This window comes from Pseudomonas sp. AC016 (assembly GCF_979253365.1).
In genome coordinates, this window is sequence record NZ_CEEDCC010000001.1 from 401,511 (window position 1) to 422,596 (window position 21,086).

At 59.4% G+C, this 21,086-nt stretch carries 17 protein-coding genes; 10 read left to right on the plus strand and 7 right to left on the minus strand.

Annotated elements, in window-relative coordinates; translation table 11 throughout:
* Positions 1-43 precede the first annotated feature (43 nt).
* The 3 genes from nfuA to AC0IXS_RS01575 form a co-directional block, all read right to left on the minus strand.
* Complete coding sequence (gene nfuA / locus AC0IXS_RS01565) at positions 44-637, minus strand: Fe-S biogenesis protein NfuA (RefSeq protein WP_004884435.1); 594 nt, start codon at positions 635-637, stop codon at positions 44-46.
* Between the two features lie 100 nt (positions 638-737).
* On the minus strand, positions 738-1,760 hold the full coding sequence (locus tag AC0IXS_RS01570; RefSeq protein ID WP_004884434.1) for an acyltransferase family protein: 1,023 nt from the start codon (positions 1,758-1,760) through the stop codon (positions 738-740).
* Positions 1,761-1,950: 190 nt separating this feature from the next.
* Positions 1,951-4,254: a fatty acid cis/trans isomerase gene (locus AC0IXS_RS01575; protein ID WP_471823551.1), complete on the minus strand. Its 2,304-nt coding sequence runs from the start codon at positions 4,252-4,254 to the stop codon at positions 1,951-1,953.
* A 156-nt stretch (positions 4,255-4,410) separates the two neighbouring features.
* On the opposite strand from AC0IXS_RS01575, the gene metH reads away from it, so the two are divergent.
* Entirely contained in the window at positions 4,411-8,130 is a 3,720-nt protein-coding gene (gene metH / locus AC0IXS_RS01580; protein ID WP_471823553.1) for a methionine synthase, read from the plus strand.
* Between the two features lie 102 nt (positions 8,131-8,232).
* Complete coding sequence (locus AC0IXS_RS01585; protein WP_004884972.1) at positions 8,233-8,463, plus strand: DUF2970 domain-containing protein; 231 nt, start codon at positions 8,233-8,235, stop codon at positions 8,461-8,463.
* Here AC0IXS_RS01585 and AC0IXS_RS01590 read toward each other — a convergent pair.
* Positions 8,445-9,545 carry an ABC transporter substrate-binding protein gene (locus AC0IXS_RS01590; protein WP_057409133.1) on the minus strand — a complete coding sequence of 367 codons (1,101 nt, stop codon included), beginning with the start codon at positions 9,543-9,545 and terminating at the stop codon, positions 8,445-8,447. The genes AC0IXS_RS01585 and AC0IXS_RS01590 overlap by 19 nt on opposite strands.
* Positions 9,546-10,081: 536 nt before the next feature.
* On the opposite strand from AC0IXS_RS01590, the gene AC0IXS_RS01595 reads away from it, so the two are divergent.
* Together AC0IXS_RS01595 and AC0IXS_RS01600 are read left to right on the plus strand one after the other, a co-directional pair.
* Positions 10,082-11,740 carry a nitrite/sulfite reductase gene (locus tag AC0IXS_RS01595; protein ID WP_057409134.1) on the plus strand — a complete coding sequence of 553 codons (1,659 nt, stop codon included), beginning with the start codon at positions 10,082-10,084 and terminating at the stop codon, positions 11,738-11,740.
* Positions 11,724-12,218 carry a DUF934 domain-containing protein gene (locus AC0IXS_RS01600; RefSeq protein ID WP_025995613.1) on the plus strand — a complete coding sequence of 165 codons (495 nt, stop codon included), beginning with the start codon at positions 11,724-11,726 and terminating at the stop codon, positions 12,216-12,218. Before AC0IXS_RS01595 ends, AC0IXS_RS01600 begins: the two co-directional genes overlap by 17 nt.
* 654 nt (positions 12,219-12,872) lie before the next feature.
* On the opposite strand, the gene sohB is transcribed toward AC0IXS_RS01600, so the two are convergent.
* Positions 12,873-13,898, minus strand: a complete 1,026-nt coding sequence (gene sohB, locus AC0IXS_RS01605) for a protease SohB (RefSeq protein ID WP_449125293.1) — start codon at positions 13,896-13,898, stop codon at positions 12,873-12,875.
* A gap of 203 nt (positions 13,899-14,101) precedes the next feature.
* Here sohB and AC0IXS_RS01610 point away from each other — a divergent pair, with 203 nt between their 5' ends.
* The 6 genes from AC0IXS_RS01610 to AC0IXS_RS01635 all read left to right on the plus strand — a co-directional run bounded on the left by AC0IXS_RS01610 (position 14,102) and on the right by AC0IXS_RS01635 (position 19,376).
* Positions 14,102-14,812 carry a histidine phosphatase family protein gene (locus tag AC0IXS_RS01610; RefSeq protein ID WP_330536442.1) on the plus strand — a complete coding sequence of 237 codons (711 nt, stop codon included), beginning with the start codon at positions 14,102-14,104 and terminating at the stop codon, positions 14,810-14,812.
* A 68-nt stretch (positions 14,813-14,880) separates the two neighbouring features.
* Positions 14,881-15,198 carry an SCP2 sterol-binding domain-containing protein gene (locus tag AC0IXS_RS01615; RefSeq protein ID WP_029242343.1) on the plus strand — a complete coding sequence of 106 codons (318 nt, stop codon included), beginning with the start codon at positions 14,881-14,883 and terminating at the stop codon, positions 15,196-15,198.
* Positions 15,199-15,406: 208 nt separating this feature from the next.
* The gene (locus tag AC0IXS_RS01620; RefSeq protein ID WP_471823558.1) at positions 15,407-16,474 is read left to right on the plus strand and encodes a phosphotransferase family protein; all 1,068 of its coding nucleotides are present in this window, start codon (positions 15,407-15,409) and stop codon (positions 16,472-16,474) included.
* 23 nt (positions 16,475-16,497) lie between these two features.
* On the plus strand, positions 16,498-17,265 hold the full coding sequence (locus AC0IXS_RS01625; protein WP_043306073.1) for an SDR family oxidoreductase: 768 nt from the start codon (positions 16,498-16,500) through the stop codon (positions 17,263-17,265).
* A 109-nt stretch (positions 17,266-17,374) separates the two neighbouring features.
* Positions 17,375-18,523 carry a Gfo/Idh/MocA family protein gene (locus AC0IXS_RS01630; RefSeq protein WP_471823560.1) on the plus strand — a complete coding sequence of 383 codons (1,149 nt, stop codon included), beginning with the start codon at positions 17,375-17,377 and terminating at the stop codon, positions 18,521-18,523.
* Between the two features lie 73 nt (positions 18,524-18,596).
* Positions 18,597-19,376 carry a TSUP family transporter gene (locus AC0IXS_RS01635; protein ID WP_471823562.1) on the plus strand — a complete coding sequence of 260 codons (780 nt, stop codon included), beginning with the start codon at positions 18,597-18,599 and terminating at the stop codon, positions 19,374-19,376.
* On the opposite strand, the gene nudC is transcribed toward AC0IXS_RS01635, so the two are convergent.
* Together nudC and AC0IXS_RS01645 are read right to left on the minus strand one after the other, a co-directional pair.
* A complete protein-coding gene (nudC, locus tag AC0IXS_RS01640) occupies positions 19,344-20,180 on the minus strand; it encodes an NAD(+) diphosphatase (RefSeq protein ID WP_025995698.1) in 837 nt (278 codons plus the stop codon). The genes AC0IXS_RS01635 and nudC overlap by 33 nt on opposite strands.
* A gap of 39 nt (positions 20,181-20,219) precedes the next feature.
* A complete protein-coding gene (locus AC0IXS_RS01645) occupies positions 20,220-21,032 on the minus strand; it encodes a crotonase/enoyl-CoA hydratase family protein (protein ID WP_449116918.1) in 813 nt (270 codons plus the stop codon).
* Positions 21,033-21,086 lie beyond the last annotated feature (54 nt).

Genomic DNA, 21,086 nt, shown 5'->3' on the forward strand with positions numbered 1-21,086 from the left:
AACGCCCTGAACAGGTCAGGGCGTTTTCCGGGAAAGGAACGGCTTAGTAGTAAGCGTTTTCTTTCTGGGTATGGTCGGTCACATCGCGCACACCCGACAGCTCTGGAATACGCTCCAGCAGGGTACGTTCGATGCCTTCCTTCAGGGTGACATCGGCCTGACCGCAGCCCTGGCAACCGCCGCCGAACTGCAGAACAGCGATGTTCTGGGTGTCTTCCTCGACCACATCGATCAACGTAACCTGACCGCCGTGGCTGGCGAGCCCCGGATTGATTTCGGTTTGCAGGTAGTAGTTGATCCGCTCGTTGATCGGACTGTCGGCGTTAACCATCGGCACCTTGGCGTTAGGTGCCTTGATGGTCAGTTGGCCGCCCATACGGTCGGTGGCGTAATCGACGACAGCGTCGTCCAGAAAGGCTTCGCTGAAACCGTCGATCCAGGCCGTGAAGCTCTTCAGGCCAATCGCCTTGTCTTCCGGCTTTTCTTCGCCCGGCTTGCAATAGGCGATGCAGGTTTCGGCGTACTGAGTGCCAGGTTGGGTAATAAACACGCGGATGCCGATGCCCGGGGTGTTCTGCTTTTCCAGCAGATCGGCCAGATAATCGTGGGCGGCATCGGTAATAGTGATAGCGGTCATGAAAGTTCCTCGCAGACGTGCCAGCAGTTTACGCCAATCGAGTGCGCCGCACAAAGTCCTAGTATTCTTGTCGGAAAAGAGCCCGTCGGAAATGGACCCATCAGGAAAGCGCCCTGGCGGGCTGTACGGCGCGGCGCGCGTCCAGCCAGTCCTTGAGACGACGATACATCCCCTTCTCGATCCACTCATAACTCAGCCATGCGCCAATGGCGATGACCGGCACACAGAACGCGAACACCAGATAGGGACTCAGTCCATAGCGCTGCGCCATCAGCAGGCCGCCGTACAGCACCAGCACATGCAGCAGGTACACCGAATACGAGCAATCGCCGAGTACCTTGAGCAGTCGGCTGCCACGGAAGTAAGGTTCCAACGAAATACAGGACAACACAATCAGTGCGCTGGGCAGTCCCCAGTTCAGCAGGCGCTGGTCATTGGTCAGGTGATTGATGGCGTACAGACCGACCGCGATGCCCGCCAACGGCAGCCAGAGCGCCTCCTTGATCCAGCCACGGCGATACAGAATGCCGATGCCGATACCCAGCAGAAACTCGTAAATAATGTCGTTGCCGTAGAAGCGGCTGATCACCCCCGCACGCGCCAGCACCTCACTGACACCAAACAGCGCCGCTGCGATGATCAGTGGCCGGTGACGCTGCTTGAACAGGAACACCATGCTGAACAGCAGGTAGAAGAACATTTCGTAGTTGAGCGTCCAGCCAACGTTCAGCGTGGGGTACAAGCCGTAACCGCCGGGATTTTCGGAGGGAATGAAGATCAGCGACAGCATGAAGTTCTGCCAGCCGATGACCTGATGCGGCAACATGGGCGCCGCAGCCAGCAGCAACAGCGCCATGGCGGCGGTATAAAGCCAGTACGCAGGGACGATACGAATCAGACGATGCAGTATGAAACGACCAGCGGGCATGTCGCTTTTCTGGGTAGAAAGGAAGATCACCAATCCGCTGATCACGAAAAAGATATCGACGCCGACGGCGCCTTTGGAGACAAAGAATTCGCCAATGGGACCACTGGCCTTGAAGTCGTAAAAAATCTGCATGAAGTGATGACATACCACCACCCATGCTGCAAACGCCCGCAGGGCCTGTACCGAAATCAACATTCAAAAAACCTCTACTGCCTGACTTTCAACTCAACCAGCAACCCGGGCTCGCGTCAGCGACAGGTTCCATGGCGCGCCCCCCTCGGACCGCATTTTTGAAAAAAAGATCGTAGAAAACGGGATTCGTTCAGGTTTGCAGAGATGGCCGCAGGCCATATATCTCATGGCCTGCAGGCGGAAACGTACAGATTCAGAGGTTTTCGTAGCGGTTCATGTCGAGCACCGCCGATTCACGCGGCGCAGTTTCCTGAAGATAGCGGTTCAGGTCGTGGAAGTACGTCCAGAACAGCGGATGCGTCCGCCGGATGCCCCAGCGCTGGACGATCTGTTCAAAGCTCGCCTGATCCTTGCTCTGCTGCATCGCATCGACGAACGCTGACACTTCGGCAGCCGGCACGTTGAACATGAAGTTTGGGTAACTGCTGAGCACACCGGGATAAATGCTCAGCGTGTCCAGCCCCGGAATATAGCGGTAGGACTCACCCAGCAAGAACGCCACGTTGGTATGCGCACGATTGCGCAACATGCTGTACATCTCCCGCTTTCCGGTGCCGTCCTCGATACGCAGCATCGTCGCTTCCGGCAGCAGGTCAATAACCTTGAGCCCCGCTGCGGGACGCGAGGTCAACCGGCTGAGCGCCTGCTCCGCCTGGGCATAGCTGCTGCTCAGGCCAGGACGCGAACAAAACGCGCCATCACAGCGATTGATCGGATCGGGCGAGGCATTGAGGGGGCCGACGCGCTGGATCAGCTTGTTGGCGAAGTCACGTACCGGGCTTTTCTTGTCCAGACCGATGCCTGTGGGCGTGTCGTCATCAATGTCCTGATAATCCAGCCACATCTTGACCTTGCCGCTGTCCTGATACAGATCACCGAGCAGACCTTCGCGCAGGTCGGCAGGCATCAGGCGCAGGAAGTTGATTTCCGCGCCGTTGCGGATCAGGTCGAAATACAGCCGCGTCTGGGCCTGATGCGAGACATTGCCATAGACATCGAAATTGACCGCCAACTGATAATAGGTGCGCTCCAGCAACGGGTAATCGAACAGCCACATCGAATGTGGCACATCGCCGATCAGCCCCTTGGTCACCGAAGCACTGTCGAAATGGCGGAAGACGGTCAACAGTGCGTTGTCATTGCCGGTCCACAGATCGCCCCAGCCCGGTGGCGGTTTCTTCGCGTAGGTGTCGCGCCGCAGGTTTTCGTAGGCATTGCGACGATCCCGATAGGACAGCCAGAGGCTCAGCACACTGCCCACGTTATCGTTCTGTCCTGGCATGGCCAGTAACGGCGTCGCCTCGCCGCGGTAAACCGCATCGGTCACGTAACGGTCGTGTCCGGGTTCCTGGAACATGACCCAGAACTGGTCGCGGATCACGTCGGTAGCGATCTGCCCACGACAGACCGGGCCACGAATGAAGGTGCGCACGAAGTACTCGGCGTTATCGAGCATGAACTCATAACGCGCCTCAGCCGGAATGGCCTCGAAGGTCTGAAATGGATTGGCCCGATGTCCCGGTCCGTAGCCGGGCAAGGCGTTGACCTTCCAGTCGTTGGCGTAGAACAGTTGCTTGACCCGAGCCATTTTCTGCGGGCTCAACACGTAGGTGATATGGGTCTTGTGGACGATCACGCCCTGCACCGGCACCAGACGGTAGTAGAAGTTACTGCCCGGATCATCGTTGGGGCGCCGCGTGGCAATCAGGTCAACCGGCTTGCCGGTCGGTGTTCGTGAGCGCACCCACTGATAGAAATGCCCCGCCGCGCCGTCTTCAAAGTAGATGTGGGCCAGAAACAGATGCTCGAACAGCCAGCGACCGACCAGCGCCTGATTGGCACCGGGCTGATTGAGCAGGTTTTCCCATGCAAGAATCTGACTTGCCTCGGTGACCGTCGGCGTCAGCGCCTGCGACTCGACCGGGGCGCCTGCCGCCAACCAGCGCTGCAGCGTCTGGTATTCGGCGTCGGTCAGCCCTGCGACCGCAAGCGGCATGCCCTGCTGGGCGTGCGCAGCCGCATAGGCGTTGAACTCGCCGGGCAGCGGGCAGACGTTTTCACGATTGATGCCCAGTGCAATGTTGTCCGGAATCTTGCTGTTGGCAGGCAACGGCGCACTGCGTCCGAGCTCCAGCATGCGCGCCATCAGCGACGCCTGACTGCCCTGTGCATCCAGCACAGAATAGAAGCCCTTGCCGCGCCACGCGTCGGTGTCGCGAGCGTCATAGAACAGACGGGTCGGCGCGGCGGCCTCGGTGCGCTCACCCTGATAGACCGGTATCTTGCTGGCGCCGCGACTGACGCCCTCGCCACCGCCCAGATTCAGCTGACAAGGCGCGTCGTTGCAGGCATGACAGGCCACGCACTTTTCGGTGAGGATCGGTTGAATATCCCGCACGTAGGAAATGGCAGGCGACGAGACCGGAGGCGGCGTCTGGGCCTGAAGCACGCAGCAGGAAAAGAGCAGGACAATACCTGCCAGCAAGCGATGCGGCATGGAAACCGGGCTCTGAGAGTAAAAGCCGATGATTCTACAAGGCTGTACACCGCCTCAACATGAACGATTTTCATGCAAAAGCCCTGACAACACCAAATCCGTTCCGGTTTGCTATTATCGCCTTCTTTAAGTATCGACCTTCTCAAGGTAGCCCTCATGTCCGACCGTAGCGCCCGCCATCAAGCCTTCATCAATGCTCTGAAACAGAGGATCCTGATCCTCGATGGCGGCATGGGCACGATGATCCAGAGCTACAGACTTGAAGAGCAGGACTACCGTGGCAAGCGTTTCGCCGACTGGCCGAGCGACGTCAAGGGTAACAACGACCTGTTGATCCTGACCCGTCCGGACGTGATTGGCGCCATCGAGAAGGAATACCTGGACGCCGGGGCCGACATTCTAGAGACCAATACCTTCAACGCAACTCAGGTGTCCCAGGCCGATTACGGCATGGAATCCATCGTTTATGAGCTGAACGTCGAAGGCGCTCGCCTGGCGCGCAAGGTCGCGGATGCCAAGACCCTGGAAACCCCGGACAAGCCGCGCTTTGTCGCAGGCGTGCTCGGCCCGACCAGCCGGACCTGCTCGTTGTCGCCTGACGTCAACAATCCTGGCTACCGCAACGTCACCTTCGATGAACTGGTGGAAAACTACACCGAAGCCACGCGCGGCCTGATCGAGGGCGGCGCGGACCTGATCCTGATCGAAACCATTTTCGACACCCTCAACGCCAAGGCCGCGATTTTCGCCGTGCAAGGTGTGTTCGAGGAACTGGGCTTCGAGCTGCCGATCATGATTTCCGGCACCATCACCGACGCCTCTGGCCGTACCTTGTCCGGCCAGACCACCGAAGCGTTCTGGAACTCCATCAGCCACGCCAAGCCGATCTCGGTGGGTCTGAACTGCGCACTGGGCGCCAGCGAACTGCGTCCTTATCTGCAGGAACTGGCCAACAAGGCCAACACCCATGTGTCCGCGCACCCGAACGCCGGTCTTCCCAATGCCTTCGGCGAATACGACGAGCTGCCGAGCCAGACTGCAAAAATCATTGAGGAATTCGCCGAAAGCGGGTTCCTGAACATCGTCGGCGGCTGCTGCGGCACCACGCCCGCGCACATCAAGGCCATCGCCCAGGCCGTCTCCGGCTATGCGCCGCGTCAGATCCCGGACATTCCCAAGGCTTGTCGTCTGTCGGGGCTCGAGCCGTTCACCATTGATCGCCAGTCGCTGTTCGTCAACGTCGGCGAGCGCACCAACATCACCGGTTCCGCCCGCTTCGCCCGCCTGATCCGTGAAGACAACTACACCGAAGCACTGGAAGTCGCCCTGCAGCAGGTCGAGGCCGGTGCGCAGGTGATCGACATCAACATGGACGAAGGGATGCTGGACTCGAAGAAGGCCATGGTGACCTTCCTCAACCTGATCGCGGGCGAACCGGACATTTCCCGTGTGCCGATCATGATCGATTCCTCGAAATGGGAAGTGATCGAAGCGGGCCTCAAATGCATCCAGGGCAAGGGCATCGTCAACTCCATCAGCATGAAGGAAGGCGTCGAGCAGTTCATTCACCACGCCAGACTCTGCAAGCGTTACGGCGCGGCGGTAGTGGTCATGGCGTTCGACGAACAGGGCCAGGCCGACACCGAGGCGCGCAAGAAGGAAATCTGCAAACGCTCCTACGACATTCTGGTCAATGAAGTGGGTTTTCCGCCGGAAGACATCATCTTCGACCCGAACATCTTCGCCATTGCTACCGGCATCGAAGAGCACAACAACTACGCCGTAGACTTCATCAACGCCTGCGCCTACATCCGCGACGAGCTGCCGTATGCGCTGACCTCCGGCGGTGTGTCCAACGTATCGTTCTCGTTCCGGGGCAACAACCCGGTGCGCGAGGCGATTCACTCAGTGTTCTTGCTGCACGCGATCCGCAACGGCCTGAGCATGGGCATCGTCAACGCCGGTCAGTTGGAAATCTATGACCAGATCCCGGCCGAACTGCGCGACTGCGTGGAAGACGTGGTGCTCAACCGCAATCCCGAAGGCACCGATGCGTTGCTGGCGATTGCCGACAAGTTCAAGGGCGATGGCAGCGTCAAGGAAGCCGAAACCGAAGAATGGCGCAGCTGGCCAGTCAATCAGCGCCTGGAGCATGCGCTGGTCAAGGGTATTACCACCCACATCGTCGAGGACACCGAAGAGTCGCGTCAGTCGTTCAACCGCCCTATCGAAGTGATCGAAGGCCCGTTGATGTCTGGCATGAACGTGGTCGGCGACCTGTTCGGTTCCGGCAAGATGTTCCTGCCCCAGGTGGTCAAATCCGCCCGCGTGATGAAACAGGCCGTAGCGCACCTGATCCCCTTCATCGAGCTGGAAAAAGGCGATAAACCGGAGGCCAAGGGCAAGATCCTGATGGCCACGGTCAAAGGCGACGTACACGACATCGGCAAGAACATCGTCGGCGTGGTGCTGGGCTGTAACGGCTATGACATCGTCGACCTGGGCGTGATGGTGCCTGCGGAGAAAATCCTCCAGGTGGCCCGCGAAGAGAAATGCGACATCATCGGCCTGTCCGGCCTGATCACGCCTTCGCTGGACGAAATGGTGCATGTCGCCCGGGAAATGCAGCGTCAGGACTTCCACCTGCCACTGATGATCGGTGGCGCAACCACGTCCAAGGCCCACACTGCGGTCAAGATCGAACCCAAGTACAGCAATGACGCAGTCATCTACGTGACCGACGCATCGCGTGCCGTGGGCGTTGCCACTCAACTGCTGTCCAAGGAGTTGAAGCCCGCCTTCATCGAGAAGACGCGCCTGGAATACATCGAAGTGCGCGAGCGCACCTCGGCACGCAGTTCGCGCACCGAACGCCTGAGCTACGGCGCTGCCGTGGCGAAAAAGCCGCAGTTCGACTGGGAACACTACACCCCTGCCCGGCCGACCTTCACCGGCACCCGGGTACTGAACGACATCGACCTGAACGTGCTCGCCGACTATATCGACTGGACGCCGTTCTTCATCTCCTGGGATCTGGCCGGCAAATACCCGCGCATCCTGACCGACGAAGTGGTTGGCGAGGCCGCCACTGCGCTGTTCGCCGATGCTCAGCAGATACTGCGCAAGCTGATCGACGAAAAACTGATCAGCGCCCGTGCCGTGTTCGGCTTCTGGCCTGCCAATCAGGTTGATCACGATGATCTGGAAGTCTATGGCGAAGACGGCAAGCCGCTGGCAAAACTGCATCACCTGCGCCAGCAGACCATCAAGCCCGACGGCAAGCCCAACTACTCGCTCGCCGACTTCGTGGCGCCGAAGAGCAGCGGCCTGACCGACTACATCGGTGGCTTCATCACCACCGCAGGCATCGGTGCCGAGGAAGTGGCCAAGGCTTATCAGGACAACGGCGACGACTACAACTCGATCATGGTCAAGGCCCTGGCCGACCGTCTGGCCGAAGCGTGTGCCGAGTGGCTGCACCAGCAGGTGCGCAAGGATTACTGGGGTTACGCAAAGGACGAAGCGCTGGACAACGAAGCCCTTATCAAAGAGCAGTACATGGGCATTCGCCCGGCGCCAGGCTATCCGGCGTGCCCGGATCACACCGAAAAAGGTACGCTGTTCGCGTTGCTGGACCCGCTGCCGGAAGGCACGCCCGAGCACACCCCTGGCCGCAGCGGCGTGTTCCTGACCGAGCACTACGCCATGTTCCCGGCAGCAGCGGTCAGCGGCTGGTACTTTGCCCACCCTCAGGCGCAGTACTTCGCGGTCGGCAAGATCGACAAGGATCAGATCGAGAGCTACACCGCCCGTAAAGGTCAGGACCTCAGCGTGACCGAGCGCTGGCTGGCGCCAAACCTGGGTTACGACGAATAATCCGCAGCAACGTCAAACCGTCGCCGGGCAATCCGGCGACGAGCTGCTCACCACCGCAATGCTGCCTTGGCTAAGCTGAACAGGCATTGGCAGGTGCGTGTTATGGACGAACCATCCGACGACGCTTCCAAAAACAAGGCACCCACGTTCAGGCAGATGCTGCACAGCGTTCTGGCAGCCGCGTTTGGCGTGCAGAGCGGCAAGAATCGCGAGCGTGATTTCACCTACGGCAAGCCTGCGCACTTTTTGCTGCTGGGGTTGTTGTTCACCGTGATTTTCGTTGCGATCCTGTTTGGCATCGTGCAACTGGTGCTTTACCTGGCGCTGGAATGAGCATCCGGCAACATGTTTTTCAGTGAAAACGGCGAGTCTTCACCTGTTGCGCTCACGTTGAACGCCTGAACGTCGAGCCGGTAGCCTTCGTTCCGGGTCGCCTCCAGAAAACGCTGGGCATCCTGACGTTCAACCAGATGCAGCACCTCGACGGTCCTCGCCCCGGCCTGCAGGTGAGTCTGTCGATGAGCGGTGTCATAGCGGTGCAACAGGATGATCGCCCAGCCGCCAAGGGTAAAGTGCCCGGTTGCGACGACACTGAGACGCCCATCCAACTGCGCCTGCAGTGACATGGAGGTGCCATTGATCGCACTGAACAGAACGTCTCTGCCTGGCTGGCCGCCCCGCTCGCGCAACGCGTCCATGGCGCCGAAGGCCATTTGTTCATTGGCAGACCAGACCAGACGAATGTCCGGATAACGGTTGAATAATACCCGCGCCTGCTCGAGCGCCCGATATCGCAACCAGCCACTGAGCACGATCTGACGCAGATGGACTTCAGGGTGCTCGGCAAGCGCACGACGCAGACCCTGTTCGCGATACAACGAGACGGGCGTGGTGTTGGTGCCGGAAAACGCCAGCATCTCCACCGTCCCGCCTCCTGGCTGACGCGGATAAAGACTGATAAGGCGTTTGGCAGTCAGGTAACCGCCCTCTTCGTCATTACCGACCAGACTGCCGATAAAGTCGGGATAACGCCTGGGAAGGTCGCCGATGATACGAATCTGGTCTGCCGTGAGGGTGTTGTTCACAGCAAACAGTTTGACCCCACTGCCCAGCGACAAACGCAGAATCTCCGGGGCGACGTTGAGCTCGTTGGAGAACAGCAGATAATCGGGACGTGCCTTGCCCTGCAGCGTTTCGCGCGCCATGGCGAGCAGCTTGCGGGTGTCTCTGTCGGAATACAGCACCGTCAGCGTCATGTCGGTGGTGCGGGCTGCCGATTGCATGACCCGGACATAGCTGCGCCAATACCCGTCGCTCTCCGTGCCGGGACTGATAAACACCACCGTGACTGCCCACGCCGAACTCGCCCACAGCCAGCCCATCAGGACCGCCAGACGAACCACGAACACCTTCATATACCCAGACCTTGAACCGCAGAATTGATCGCGCTATGGCAGATCTATCGGCGGCAAAGGTCGGATTCTGGAGCGTGTGCAGCAAATTCTCCGGGCGCTGCTATCGCCCGCTGACCCAGAACACGGCGGCACCTACGGCCAGCAGGATAATAAAGAGAATGGCCCAGGCATCCACAGAGCTGTCGGGCTTGGTCGTTTTGGGGTGCTTGCTCATCGCATCGCCTCTTGTCGGTCTTATGGGTGATTGCATATGAAAGGACTGAAGCAGGCTCTTCAGACAGTGATAACCGTCAGTTAAGTCGACAGTTGCCCACACGGCAAGCAAGGGTATGTTCAAACCCTTCAATGCTTATCGCTTTTAGTGATTTTCATATATATAAACATCACTTTTATCGATATCTGCAAACTGCTATCGTCGCCTCCGCTCCGTAGGGAGTGCGCGACCGTGCGCGCAGAATTGATCAGATGACGCAGTGGCTGCCTGCAATCGACCGCAGCGGCCCTGCTTCATTACGAAGCCTGAGAACAGGACCTATATGTACGTATACGACGATTACGATCAGAGGATCATCGAGGACCGCGTCAAGCAGTTCCGGGATCAGACCCGACGCTACCTGGCCGGGGAACTGAGCGAGGAAGAGTTTCGACCGTTGCGCCTGCAAAACGGTCTTTATGTCCAGCGTTTCGCCCCGATGCTGCGTGTGGCCGTTCCTTACGGCCAGTTGACCTCGCGCCAGGCGCGCATGATGGCGAAGATCGCCCGCGATTTCGACAAGGGTTACGCCCACATCAGTACCCGCCAGAACGTGCAATTCAACTGGCCGGCGCTGGAAGATGTGCCGGACATTCTGGCTGAACTGGCCACCGTGCAGATGCACGCCATTCAGACCAGCGGCAACTGCCTGCGCAACGTGACCACCGATCAGTTTGCCGGTGTCGCGGCAGACGAGCTGGTCGATCCGCGTCCTTGGTGCGAGATCGTTCGTCAATGGACCACTTTCCACCCGGAATTCGCTTACCTGCCGCGTAAGTTCAAGATCGCGATCAACGGTTCGAGCGGCGACCGCGCGGCCATCGAAGTGCATGACATCGGCCTTGAGCCGCTGCGCAACGAAGCCGGCGAGCTGGGGTTCCGCGTGCTGGTCGGCGGCGGTCTGGGCCGTACGCCGGTGGTCGGTGCCTTCATCAATGAATTCCTGCCGTGGCAGGACCTGTTGAGCTACCTCGACGCCATCCTGCGTGTGTACAACCGCTATGGCCGTCGTGACAACAAGTACAAGGCGCGGATCAAGATTCTGGTCAAGGCGCTGACCCCTGAAGTGTTCGCCGAGAAAGTCGAAGCGGAAATGACTCACCTGCGCGGCGGCCAGACCACACTGACCGAAGCCGAGGTCGAGCGCGTTTCGAAGCACTTCATCGACCCGCAATACAAGGCTCTGGCCGACCAGCACGCCGAACTGGCCGCGCTGGATGCCCAGCACCCTGGCTTCGCTCGCTGGCGCCAGCGCAACGTGTTCGCACACAAGAAGCAGGGTTATGTTGCCGTGACCCTGTCGCTCAAGCCGACCGGTGTTGCACCGGGTGACGTGACCGACAAGCAGCTGGACGCCATCGCCGACCTGGCCGATCGCTACAGCTTCGGCGAGCTGCGTACGTCCCATGAGCAGAACATCATTCTGGCGGACGTCGAACAGACCGAACTGTTCACGCTGTGGAACGAACTGCGCGAAAACGGCTTTGCCACGCCGAACATCGGCCTGTTGACCGACATCATCTGCTGCCCTGGCGGCGACTTCTGCTCGCTGGCCAACGCCAAGTCGATCCCGATTGCAGAATCGATCCAGCGTCGTTTCGATGATCTGGACTACCTGTTCGACATCGGCGAACTGGACCTGAACATTTCCGGCTGCATGAACGCCTGCGGTCACCACCACGTCGGCCATATCGGCATTCTGGGCGTGGACAAGAAAGGTGAAGAGTTCTATCAGGTTTCGCTGGGTGGCAGCGCCAGCCGCGATGCCAGCCTGGGCAAGATCCTCGGCCCGTCCTTCGCTCAGGACGCCATGCCGGATGTCATCGAGAAGCTGATCGACGTGTATGTCGAGAAACGCAACGAAGACGAGCGTTTCATCGACACCTATCAGCGTATTGGCATTGACCCTTTCAAGGAGCGCGTCTATGCAGCGAATCATTAAGAACAACGAAGTCATCGACGAGACCTGGCACCTGCTGCCCAAGGACACGACCTTCGACAGCCTGTCCAACTGTGACGACCTGATCGTACCGTTGGCGCTGTGGCGCGAACATGGTCATGCGCTCAAGGCGCGTGATGGCGGTCTGGGTGTGTGGCTGGACAGTGACGAAGAAGCCGAGGAAATCGGCGCTGACGTCGAGCAGTTCCAGGTCATCGCCCTGAACTTCCCGGCGTTCACCGACGGGCGCAACTTCTCCAACGCGCGCCTGCTGCGTGACCGCTATGGTTACAAGGGTGAGCTGCGTGCCATCGGCGACGTGCTGCGCGACCAGTTGTTCTACATGCGCCGCTGCGGCTTCGACGCCTTTGCCATACGTCCCGACAAGGACCCGTACGAAGCGCTGGAAGGCCTCAAGGACTTCTCAGTGACCTACCAGGCCGCAACTGACGAGCCACTGCCTCTGTTCCGTCGCCGCTGATTGCTTTTATTTGCTGAAATCAAAAAGCCCGGGCCTTCATTGAAGGTCCGGGCTTTTTGTTGTGGCTTGCAAAGGGTTCGTGCCTCGGTTCTGCACTGCACCCAGAAGCGGACGCGGAGCGTTCTGGGCTGCATTCCCACGCGCAGCGCTCGTCGTTATACACAAATAATCCTGCTCTCAAATAAGGCAGCAGCGCTGCCGTGCTTTTTTGACGCGGTGGTGCGAACACCATCGATTGCGACTGGGTGAAGGCTGAGTCCTGGCGCTGATTCGGGGGGCAATCGGCATGGATGCCGATTGAGCTGCACTGGGCCATGGATGGCCCATTTGCAGCGACCCCCGAATCAGTGTCAGGACGAAGGAACCCCGGCGAAGCCGGGGCCGCAACCGGAGCGAAGGAGTTTGCTTACTTTGCTCCGTCAAAGTGAGTCGCCGAGGGGCGAAAAGGTGACTGAAGCCATGCGCTCGGCTCACTGAGTCCGCAGTCTGTGCCATGTGTGACGCGGAGCGTCACGGGAGGCATGCCCACGCGGAGCGATGGGCACGATCAGTGTTGAGGCGGACTTGTGTAGAACGATGAGCGCGGAGCGTAGGAACGATCCATGTGAGGATCTCTACTGATCGTGCCCATCGCTCTGACCGGAGAAGCGACGATTACCAGAACCGCTGCTGCGTCAGTCGTCCCCACCACTTGGCGATCAAGCCATCTGCCGACGCCGCCGCTGCCATCCCCATGCGTTCCTGCAGGCTCTTGCGTTGTACATAGTGCAGATGGAACACATCGGCATCCTTGGCACGTTCGGCCAGGTACTCGTCACTGGTCTTGAGTTCATCTACCAGTTGCTTGTCCAGCGCAGCCATGCCCAGCCAGACTTCGCCGGTCGCGACTTCATCGATCGACAACTGAGGACGGTAACTGGCGACGAAGTTCTTGAACAGGTCGTGCGTGATGTCCAGGTCCTGCTGAAACTTCTCGCGGCCCTTCTCGGTGTTTTCGCCAAACACCGTCAGCGTGCGTTTGTATTCACCCGCGGTCAGCACTTCAAAGTCGATGTCGTGTTTCTTCAGCAGACGGTTGACGTTGGGCAATTGAGCGACAACGCCAATAGACCCGAGAATCGCAAACGGTGCGCTGATAATCTTGTTGCCGATGCACGCCATCATGTAACCGCCGCTGGCGGCCACCTTGTCGATGCATATGGTCAGCGGAATGCCTGCCTGACGGATACGCGCCAGTTGCGAAGACGCGAGACCGTAGCTGTGAACCATACCGCCGCCGCTTTCCAGACGCAGGACCACTTCGTCCTTGCCGGTGGCCAGCGTCAGCAGTGCCGTGATCTCGTGGCGCATGCTTTCGGTGGCAGAGGCCTTGATATCCCCATCGAAGTCCAGCACGTAGACGCGGGCCTTCTCTTCGACCTTGTCCTTCTTCTCTTTCTTCAGCGCCCTGGCCTGCTCCTTGCGAAGCGCCTTGAGGCGATCCTTGCCCAGCAGCGACTGCTCCAGACGCTCGCGCAGACCTTTGTAGAAGTCATTGAGGCGCGTGACCTGCAATTGTCCGGCGGTTTTGCGACGTCCCTTGCCACGCATGGACGCAATGGCGACCAGCACCACGATGATGGCAACCACCAGCGTGACTGTCTTGGCCAGAAAACTGGCGTAATCGACAACGAACTCCACGGATAATCCTCACTTGCATTGCGCCCTTACCAATCAAGGGCCGCGATGTCGCCAGCATACCGACGCCCCCTCACGATCACCAGCGGCAAGGGTTACAAGCCATTAAAACGATGATTTCAAACGAGCGTATGTTTTTTTATTGACAGCTCCCCGGCATCCCTCATAACCTCGCCAGACCTTCAACGTACCGAGACGAACCGGACGTGGGCAGCATCTACCTGATACGACATGGCCAGGCCTCATTTGGTGCAGACGATTACGACGTCCTGTCGCCTGTGGGCATTCGTCAGGCGCAGATTGTCGGCGCACACCTTGTGGATCTGGGTATCAGCTTCGATCGTTGCATCTCCGGCGACCTGCGTCGTCAGAAAGACACCGCGCTCAATGCACTGGCCCAGTTCGGCGAAGCCGGTCTGAATGTGCCCGAGCTTGAAATCGACAGTGCTTTCGACGAGTTCGATGCCGAAGGCGTCATGCGTGCCCTGATCCCCGCCATGCTGTCGCAAGAACCTAAGGCGCTGGATATCCTGCGGGATGCCGCCAACAATCGCGCCGAATTTCAGCGCCTGTTTTCACTGATTATCGGTCGCTGGATCGGTGGTCAGCACGACACCCTCGGCCTGCAGAGCTGGCTGGGTTTCGTCGCAAGGGTAAAGGCCGGGCTGGACCGGATCGTCCAGAACGCAGCGCCCAATGAGCGCATCGCCGTGTTCACCTCCGGCGGCACCATTACCGCGCTGCTGCATCTGATTACAGGCATGCCTGCGCAGCAGGCATTCGAACTCAACTGGCACATCGTCAACACTTCGTTGCACAAACTCGGATTCAGAGGCAGTGAAGTGACCCTGGCTTCCTTCAACGGTTATACGCACCTGCAACTGCTGAAGGCGCCGGAGCTCATCACCTATCGCTGAGCTGGCCAAAAGCGCGCTCGTCGGGCGCCAGAAATCACCAAAATCAGACCCCATAAAAGGATCAAGACATGACCTCAACAGCTGACGCCGTGAAAACCATGCAAGCCAAGTTCAACCCAAGCGCCGCTGCAGGCCTGGACCTGGTCTTCGGTTTCCATATCACCGACGAAGACAAGTACTACGCACTGATCGTCAAGGACAGCACTTGCGACCTGCAGGAAGGCGAGAACCCTGATGCCAACGTCACGCTGGTGATGGACAGCGCAACGCTCAAAGGTATCGTCAGCGGCGAAACCGACGGCATGCAGGCTTTCATGGGCGGCAAGCTGCGCGCTGAAGGCGACATGATGCTGGCGATGAAGCTGAGCGAGCTGTTTCCGGTATAAATCCAGGACAACGCTTGATGCATCCGAAGAAACCGAAGCCGACAGGCTTCGGTTTTTTTTCGCCTGACCGTTCATGTCCAGTGATCAAGGCCGCTGATTGACCGGCAACACGCTAGCCTATAAAGCGGTCCGGCAGTTGTTCGCGGGCTCGCCTATCATTAGATTAGTCAATGTTTCTGGCTGACCATAATAAGCAGAAGGGATAAGCATGGCGCTGACCGACCAGTCCACGGACATCCGTAGCGGCGAAGAACTTGACGTCGCCCTCATCGATCCGTATCTCAAAAACCATCTTCCGGAGCTGCATGGCACGCCGCTGATCAGTCAGTTTCCGGGCGGCGCCTCGAATCTCACCTACCTGATCCAGTACCCCGAACGGGAACTGGTGCTGCGTCGGCCGCCCTTCGGGCACAAGGCGCGCTCGGCCCACGACATGGGCCGCGAGTACCGTATCCTCAATCAACTCAAGGACGCGTTTCCCTACTGCCCACAGGCTTACCTGCACTGCACCGACGAATCGGTCATCGGGTCCGAGTTCTATGTGATGGAACGTGTCCAGGGCATCATCCTGCGTTCGGACCTGCCACCCGCGCTGGGTCTGGACGCAAGGCAGACCGAGGACCTTTGCAAGAGCTTCATCGACAAGCTGGTGGACCTGCACCGGGTCGATTATCAGGCCTGTGGCCTGGGTGATCTGGGCAAGCCCCATGGCTATGTACAGCGGCAGATCCTGGGCTGGAGCGAACGCTACGAGAAAGCCATCACCCCCGACGCGCCCGCGTGGGATCAGGTCAAGGCCTGGCTGGCTGCGAAGATGCCAGCCGACTCACCGGTTGCCAGCATCGTGCACAACGACTACCGCTTCGATAACGTGATTCTCGACCCGGAAAACCCGATGCACATCATCGGCGTGCTGGACTGGGAGCTGACCACCCTGGGCGATCCGCTGATGGACCTGGGCAACACCCTCGCTTACTGGATTCAGGCCGATGACCCGGCGCCCGTGCAACTGATGCGTCGTCAGCCCAGTCATGCGCCCGGCATGTTGACCCGCCAGCAATTCGTGGATTACTACGCGGAACGCGCCGGCGTGCGGATCGACAACTTCGATTTCTATTACACCTACGGCCTGTTTCGTCTGGCCGGTATCGTGCAGCAGATCTATTACCGGTTCTATCACGGCCAGACGCAAGACAAACGCTTCGCACAGTTCATTCACATGAACAGGCTGCTGGAGCAGATGAGCCTCAATGTAATTGCCAAATCCAGCCTTTGATGACATCAGAACAAGGAAAAGACATGTCCAGAACCCAACTCTTCGACCTCGACGGCAAGATCGCTTTCGTTTCCGGCGCCAGTCGCGGGATCGGTGAGGCCATTGCCCGCCTGCTGGCCCAGCAAGGCGCCCATGTCATTGTGTCCAGTCGCAAAATCGACGGATGTCAGGCCATCGCCGACGCAATCATTGCAGACGGCGGCAAGGCCACTGCAATCGCGTGTCATATCGGCGAAATGGAACAGATCGGCAGCGTCTTCGCGCAGATTCGGGAACAGTTCGGGCGCCTGGACATTCTGGTCAACAATGCCGCCACCAACCCGCAATTCTGCAACGTGCTGGACACCGACCTCAGCGCGTTCCAGAAAACCGTGGACGTGAACATTCGCGGCTATTTCTTCATGTCGGTGGAAGCCGGCAAGCTGATGCGCGAGACCGGCGGCGGCAGCATCATCAACGTGGCGTCGATCAACGCGGTATCACCTGGCGCGTTCCAGGGCGTCTATTCGATGACCAAGGCTGCAGTGATCAACATGACCAAAGTATTCGCCAAGGAATGCGCGGGCTTCGGCATCCGCTGCAACGCCCTGCTGCCCGGCCTGACCGACACCAAATTCGCCTCGGCACTGGTCAAGAACGACGCAATCCTGAACATGGCGCTGGCGCAGATACCGCTCAAGCGCGTGGCAGCGCCCAGCGAGATGGCAGGAGCCGTCTTGTACCTTGCCAGCGAGGCTTCCAGCTACACCACAGGGGTCGCGCTGAACGTAGACGGCGGTTTCCTGTCCTGATCAGCCAGCACCAAGGTCACCTCAAAGCCAAAATATGAATTATATTTTCCATTAATTAATTATTTGGAATATATTTTCCGCATAACAACAATCCTTTCTGGAGACTGTCATGCGGGAAACCACTTCTTCCACCCTTCCGGAATACGGTATCGGTCTTATCGGTACCGGTTTCATGGGCCGTGCTCACGCGCTGGCATTCGGTAACGCCAACGCGGCCCTTGATCTTCCCGCACGCATTCGCCTCGCCGCGCTGGCCGATGCCGACAGCGTACGCGCCGAGCAGTGTGCGCAGGCCTGGGGTTTTGATCGCAGCCATGCCGACTGGCAGCAATTGATCGATGATCCGAGCGTACAGATCGTGGCGATCACCACGCCCAATCACCTGCATTTCCCGATGGCCATGGCGGCCATTGCCGCAGGCAAAGCGGTGTACTGCGAAAAGCCATTGGCAGTGAGCCTGGCACAGGCCGATCAGATGCGGCGCAGCGCCAGAGCCGCAGGCGTCGTGACCCAGGTGGGTTACAACTACCAGCATAACCCCATGATTGGCCTGGCCCGGGAAATGATCGAGGCTGGCGAACTGGGCGAAATCGTCAGCTTCCAGGGCGAATTCAGTGAAGACTTCATGGGCAACGCGCAATCACCCTGGTCGTGGCGCTGCGAAGCCGCGCACGCAGGCGGAGCCCTGGCCGATCTGGGCAGCCACCTGCTGGCCATGGCGCGCTACCTGCTGGGCGATGTCGAAGCGGTATGTGCCGATGTCAGCACCGTTCACCGTCAACGCCCTGCCAGCGCGGGCAGCACCGAACTGCGCGACATTGCCGTCGACGATCAGACCCATGCCCTGCTGCGCTTCGCCAATGGCGCACGCGGCACCTTCAGCAGCAGCTGGCTCAAGCACGGCTACAAGAATCATCTCAGCTTCGAAATCAGCGGGACCAAAGGCACACTGGCGTTCGATCAGGAGCGTCTCAATGAGCTGCGTCTGTACCGCTCCGGAGCGCCCGGCCGGGATGGCTTCCAGCGACTGCTGGCTGGCCCTTCACTGCCCGGTTATGCCGCGTTCTGCCCTGCGCCGGGTCACCAGCTGGGGTACAACGAACTCAAGGCGCTGGAGGTCCAAGCGCTGATCCTGTCGATGTGCGGCGAAGGCAACCGTGGCCCGGACTTCGAGGAAGCCTGGCAGATCGAACGCCTGGCGGCGGCCATTCGCCTCGCCGCCGAGCAGCAACGCTGGATCGCGCTCGCGGATATCTGACAGGCTTCCTGCAACATTCGGCAAAGGGTTAGAATGCGCCGCCATCCTGCCCTTCTGCCATAAGCCGCCCTCCATGCCTTTCGAACTCAGCGTCGACCTGACCACCCTCGCCATTCTGGCGGCGGTTGCCTTTATTGCCGGATTCATCGACGCCATTGCAGGCGGCGGCGGACTGCTGACCACCCCAGCCCTGATGACAGCGGGCCTGCCGCCTCATCTGGTACTGGGCACCAACAAACTCAGTTCGACGTTCGGCTCGGCGACTGCCAGCTTTACGTTCTACCGGCGCAAGCTGTTCGATCCGAAACAGTGGGTTCACGCCATTGTCGGCACGGCTGTCGGCGCGGCAATCGGCGCAGTGATTGCTCATTATCTGCCTGCCGAATGGCTCAATCAGATGCTGCCGGTGATTGTGTTCGGCTGCGGCCTGTACCTGCTGTTTGGCGGCACACCCAAGGCGCCGCTGGACAGCGATGCCCCGATCAAGAAGAAATGGCAGCTGCCGCAGGGGTTGGGCCTGGGCTTCTACGACGGCGTCGCAGGCCCTGGAACCGGTGCTTTCTGGACGGTCAGCACCCTGCTGATCTATCCGGTCGATCTGGTCAAGGCCAGCGGCGTGGCGCGCAGCATGAACTTCGTCAGCAATGCGGTGGCGCTGTCGGTGTTCATGTTCTCGGGCCAGGTGGATTACGTGATCGGCCTGTGCATGGGCTTGGCGGTGATGCTCGGCGCCTATTTCGGCGCTGGCACGGCGATCAAGGGCGGTGCGAAGTTCATCCGCCCTGTGTTCATCACTGTGGTGCTGGGCCTGACCGTGCGTCTAGCCTGGCAACACTGGTTCGGGGGCGCCTGATCGCTCGGCCAGATAGGCCTCGATCAGATACCGCGCAATGGAACGATTGGCTGGCAGGGGTGGCAGGTCATCGATCCGGAACCAGCGTGCGTCCTCGATTTCGTCGGCCTGGGGCACAATCTCACCACTGTCGTATTCAGCATGGAAGCCCAGCATCATCGAATGTGGAAACGGCCAGCACTGGCTGCCCATGTATTTGAGGTTTTTGATGCGCACCTGCACCTCTTCCATCACCTCACGACGCACACAGTCCTCGGCTGACTCGCCGGGCTCGACGAACCCCGCCAGCGTACTGTAAACGCCCGTCACAAAGCGCGGCGACCGTGCCAGCAGGATCTCGTCGCCGCGGGTGATCAGCACGATCATGGAAGGTGAAATGCGCGGATAGAGCCGCAGGTTGTCATGTTCGCAGTACATGGCGCGCTCGCCGGGCACCTGCACCGTCGGACGGCCACAGGCCCCGCAGAAACGGTGCTCCCGGGCCCAGGTGCTGATCTGCGCTGCGTAACCCAGCATTTCGAAGATGGCAAAGTCACCCTCCAGCATGAACTGCCGCAGGCCCTGCCACGAACAGCCCTCGACCGCTACCGACCGCTCAAGCACCAGCAGATAGACAGCCTCGCCGTCGAAATGACCGATGCCGTGCTCGCTCTGTACCGGCAGGTCCAGCCCCTTTAGCCAGGCTCTGGGGAACATCACCCCGTTGCTGTCCAGCAGAAATCCCTGGTCACCATGGACCACGGCCCAACCGCCACTGGCCTCGATATCCAGTACTGCGGTCGTCCAACGCTCCGGGCGCGTCATGGAAAAACTCCTCTGTTCGAACGCAAGCGTGCTACCGCTTCAATTGTCGAAAACTGGCTTCTGCTTGCTCATCTGGGCAACCATTGCCAGCTTCAGGTCCGCTGATTGCAACATGGCAGCGTTCCAGATAGCAACGTGCTCAAGACCATCGTCCACGCTGTGGTCACGCATGTAGCCGATCATCTGCTTGGTGCCTTCAATGGCAATCGGCGATTTTTCGGCAATCTGTCGAGCGATGGCCATCACGCCGTCAAGCAACGCTGCTTTATCGGTAAAGCACTGGTTGATGAGGCCGATACGCAGCGCCTCATCGGCTTCGACCATACGCCCCGTGTAGGCCAGCTCGCGCATGATGCCGTCCGGGATGATTCGGGGCAGGCGTTGCAGGGTGCCGACATCGGCCGCCATGCCCATGTCGATTTCGCGAATCGAAAATTGCACATCGGCGGCGGCGTAGCGCATGTCGCACGCCGACACCAGATCGATTGCGCCGCCCAGACAGTAGCCCTGAATCGCCGCAAGAACTGGCTTGCGACACGTGTCCACGGCAGTGAACGAGGCCTGCATGTCCAGGATCGTGCGCCTGAGCACCCGCGCATTACGCCCGGCATCCTTGCCGAGCTGGCCGGCGACCGACGCGAGCATCTTCAGGTCGATACCGGACGAAAAATGTTTACCCGCGCCGCTGAGCACCACCACCCGTACCTCATCCTCACGCTCGATCCACTGAAAAATCTCGATGATCTCGGTCCAGAACGCCTCACTCATGGCGTTGATCTTGTCAGCACGATTGATCTGCACATGGGCAATGTTGTCATTCAGTTCAACCAGAAAGGTTTGGTAATCACGCACGGCATGATCCTCGGGCAGGTGAATTTCTATGGTTGGACTATAACAATCCAGTCA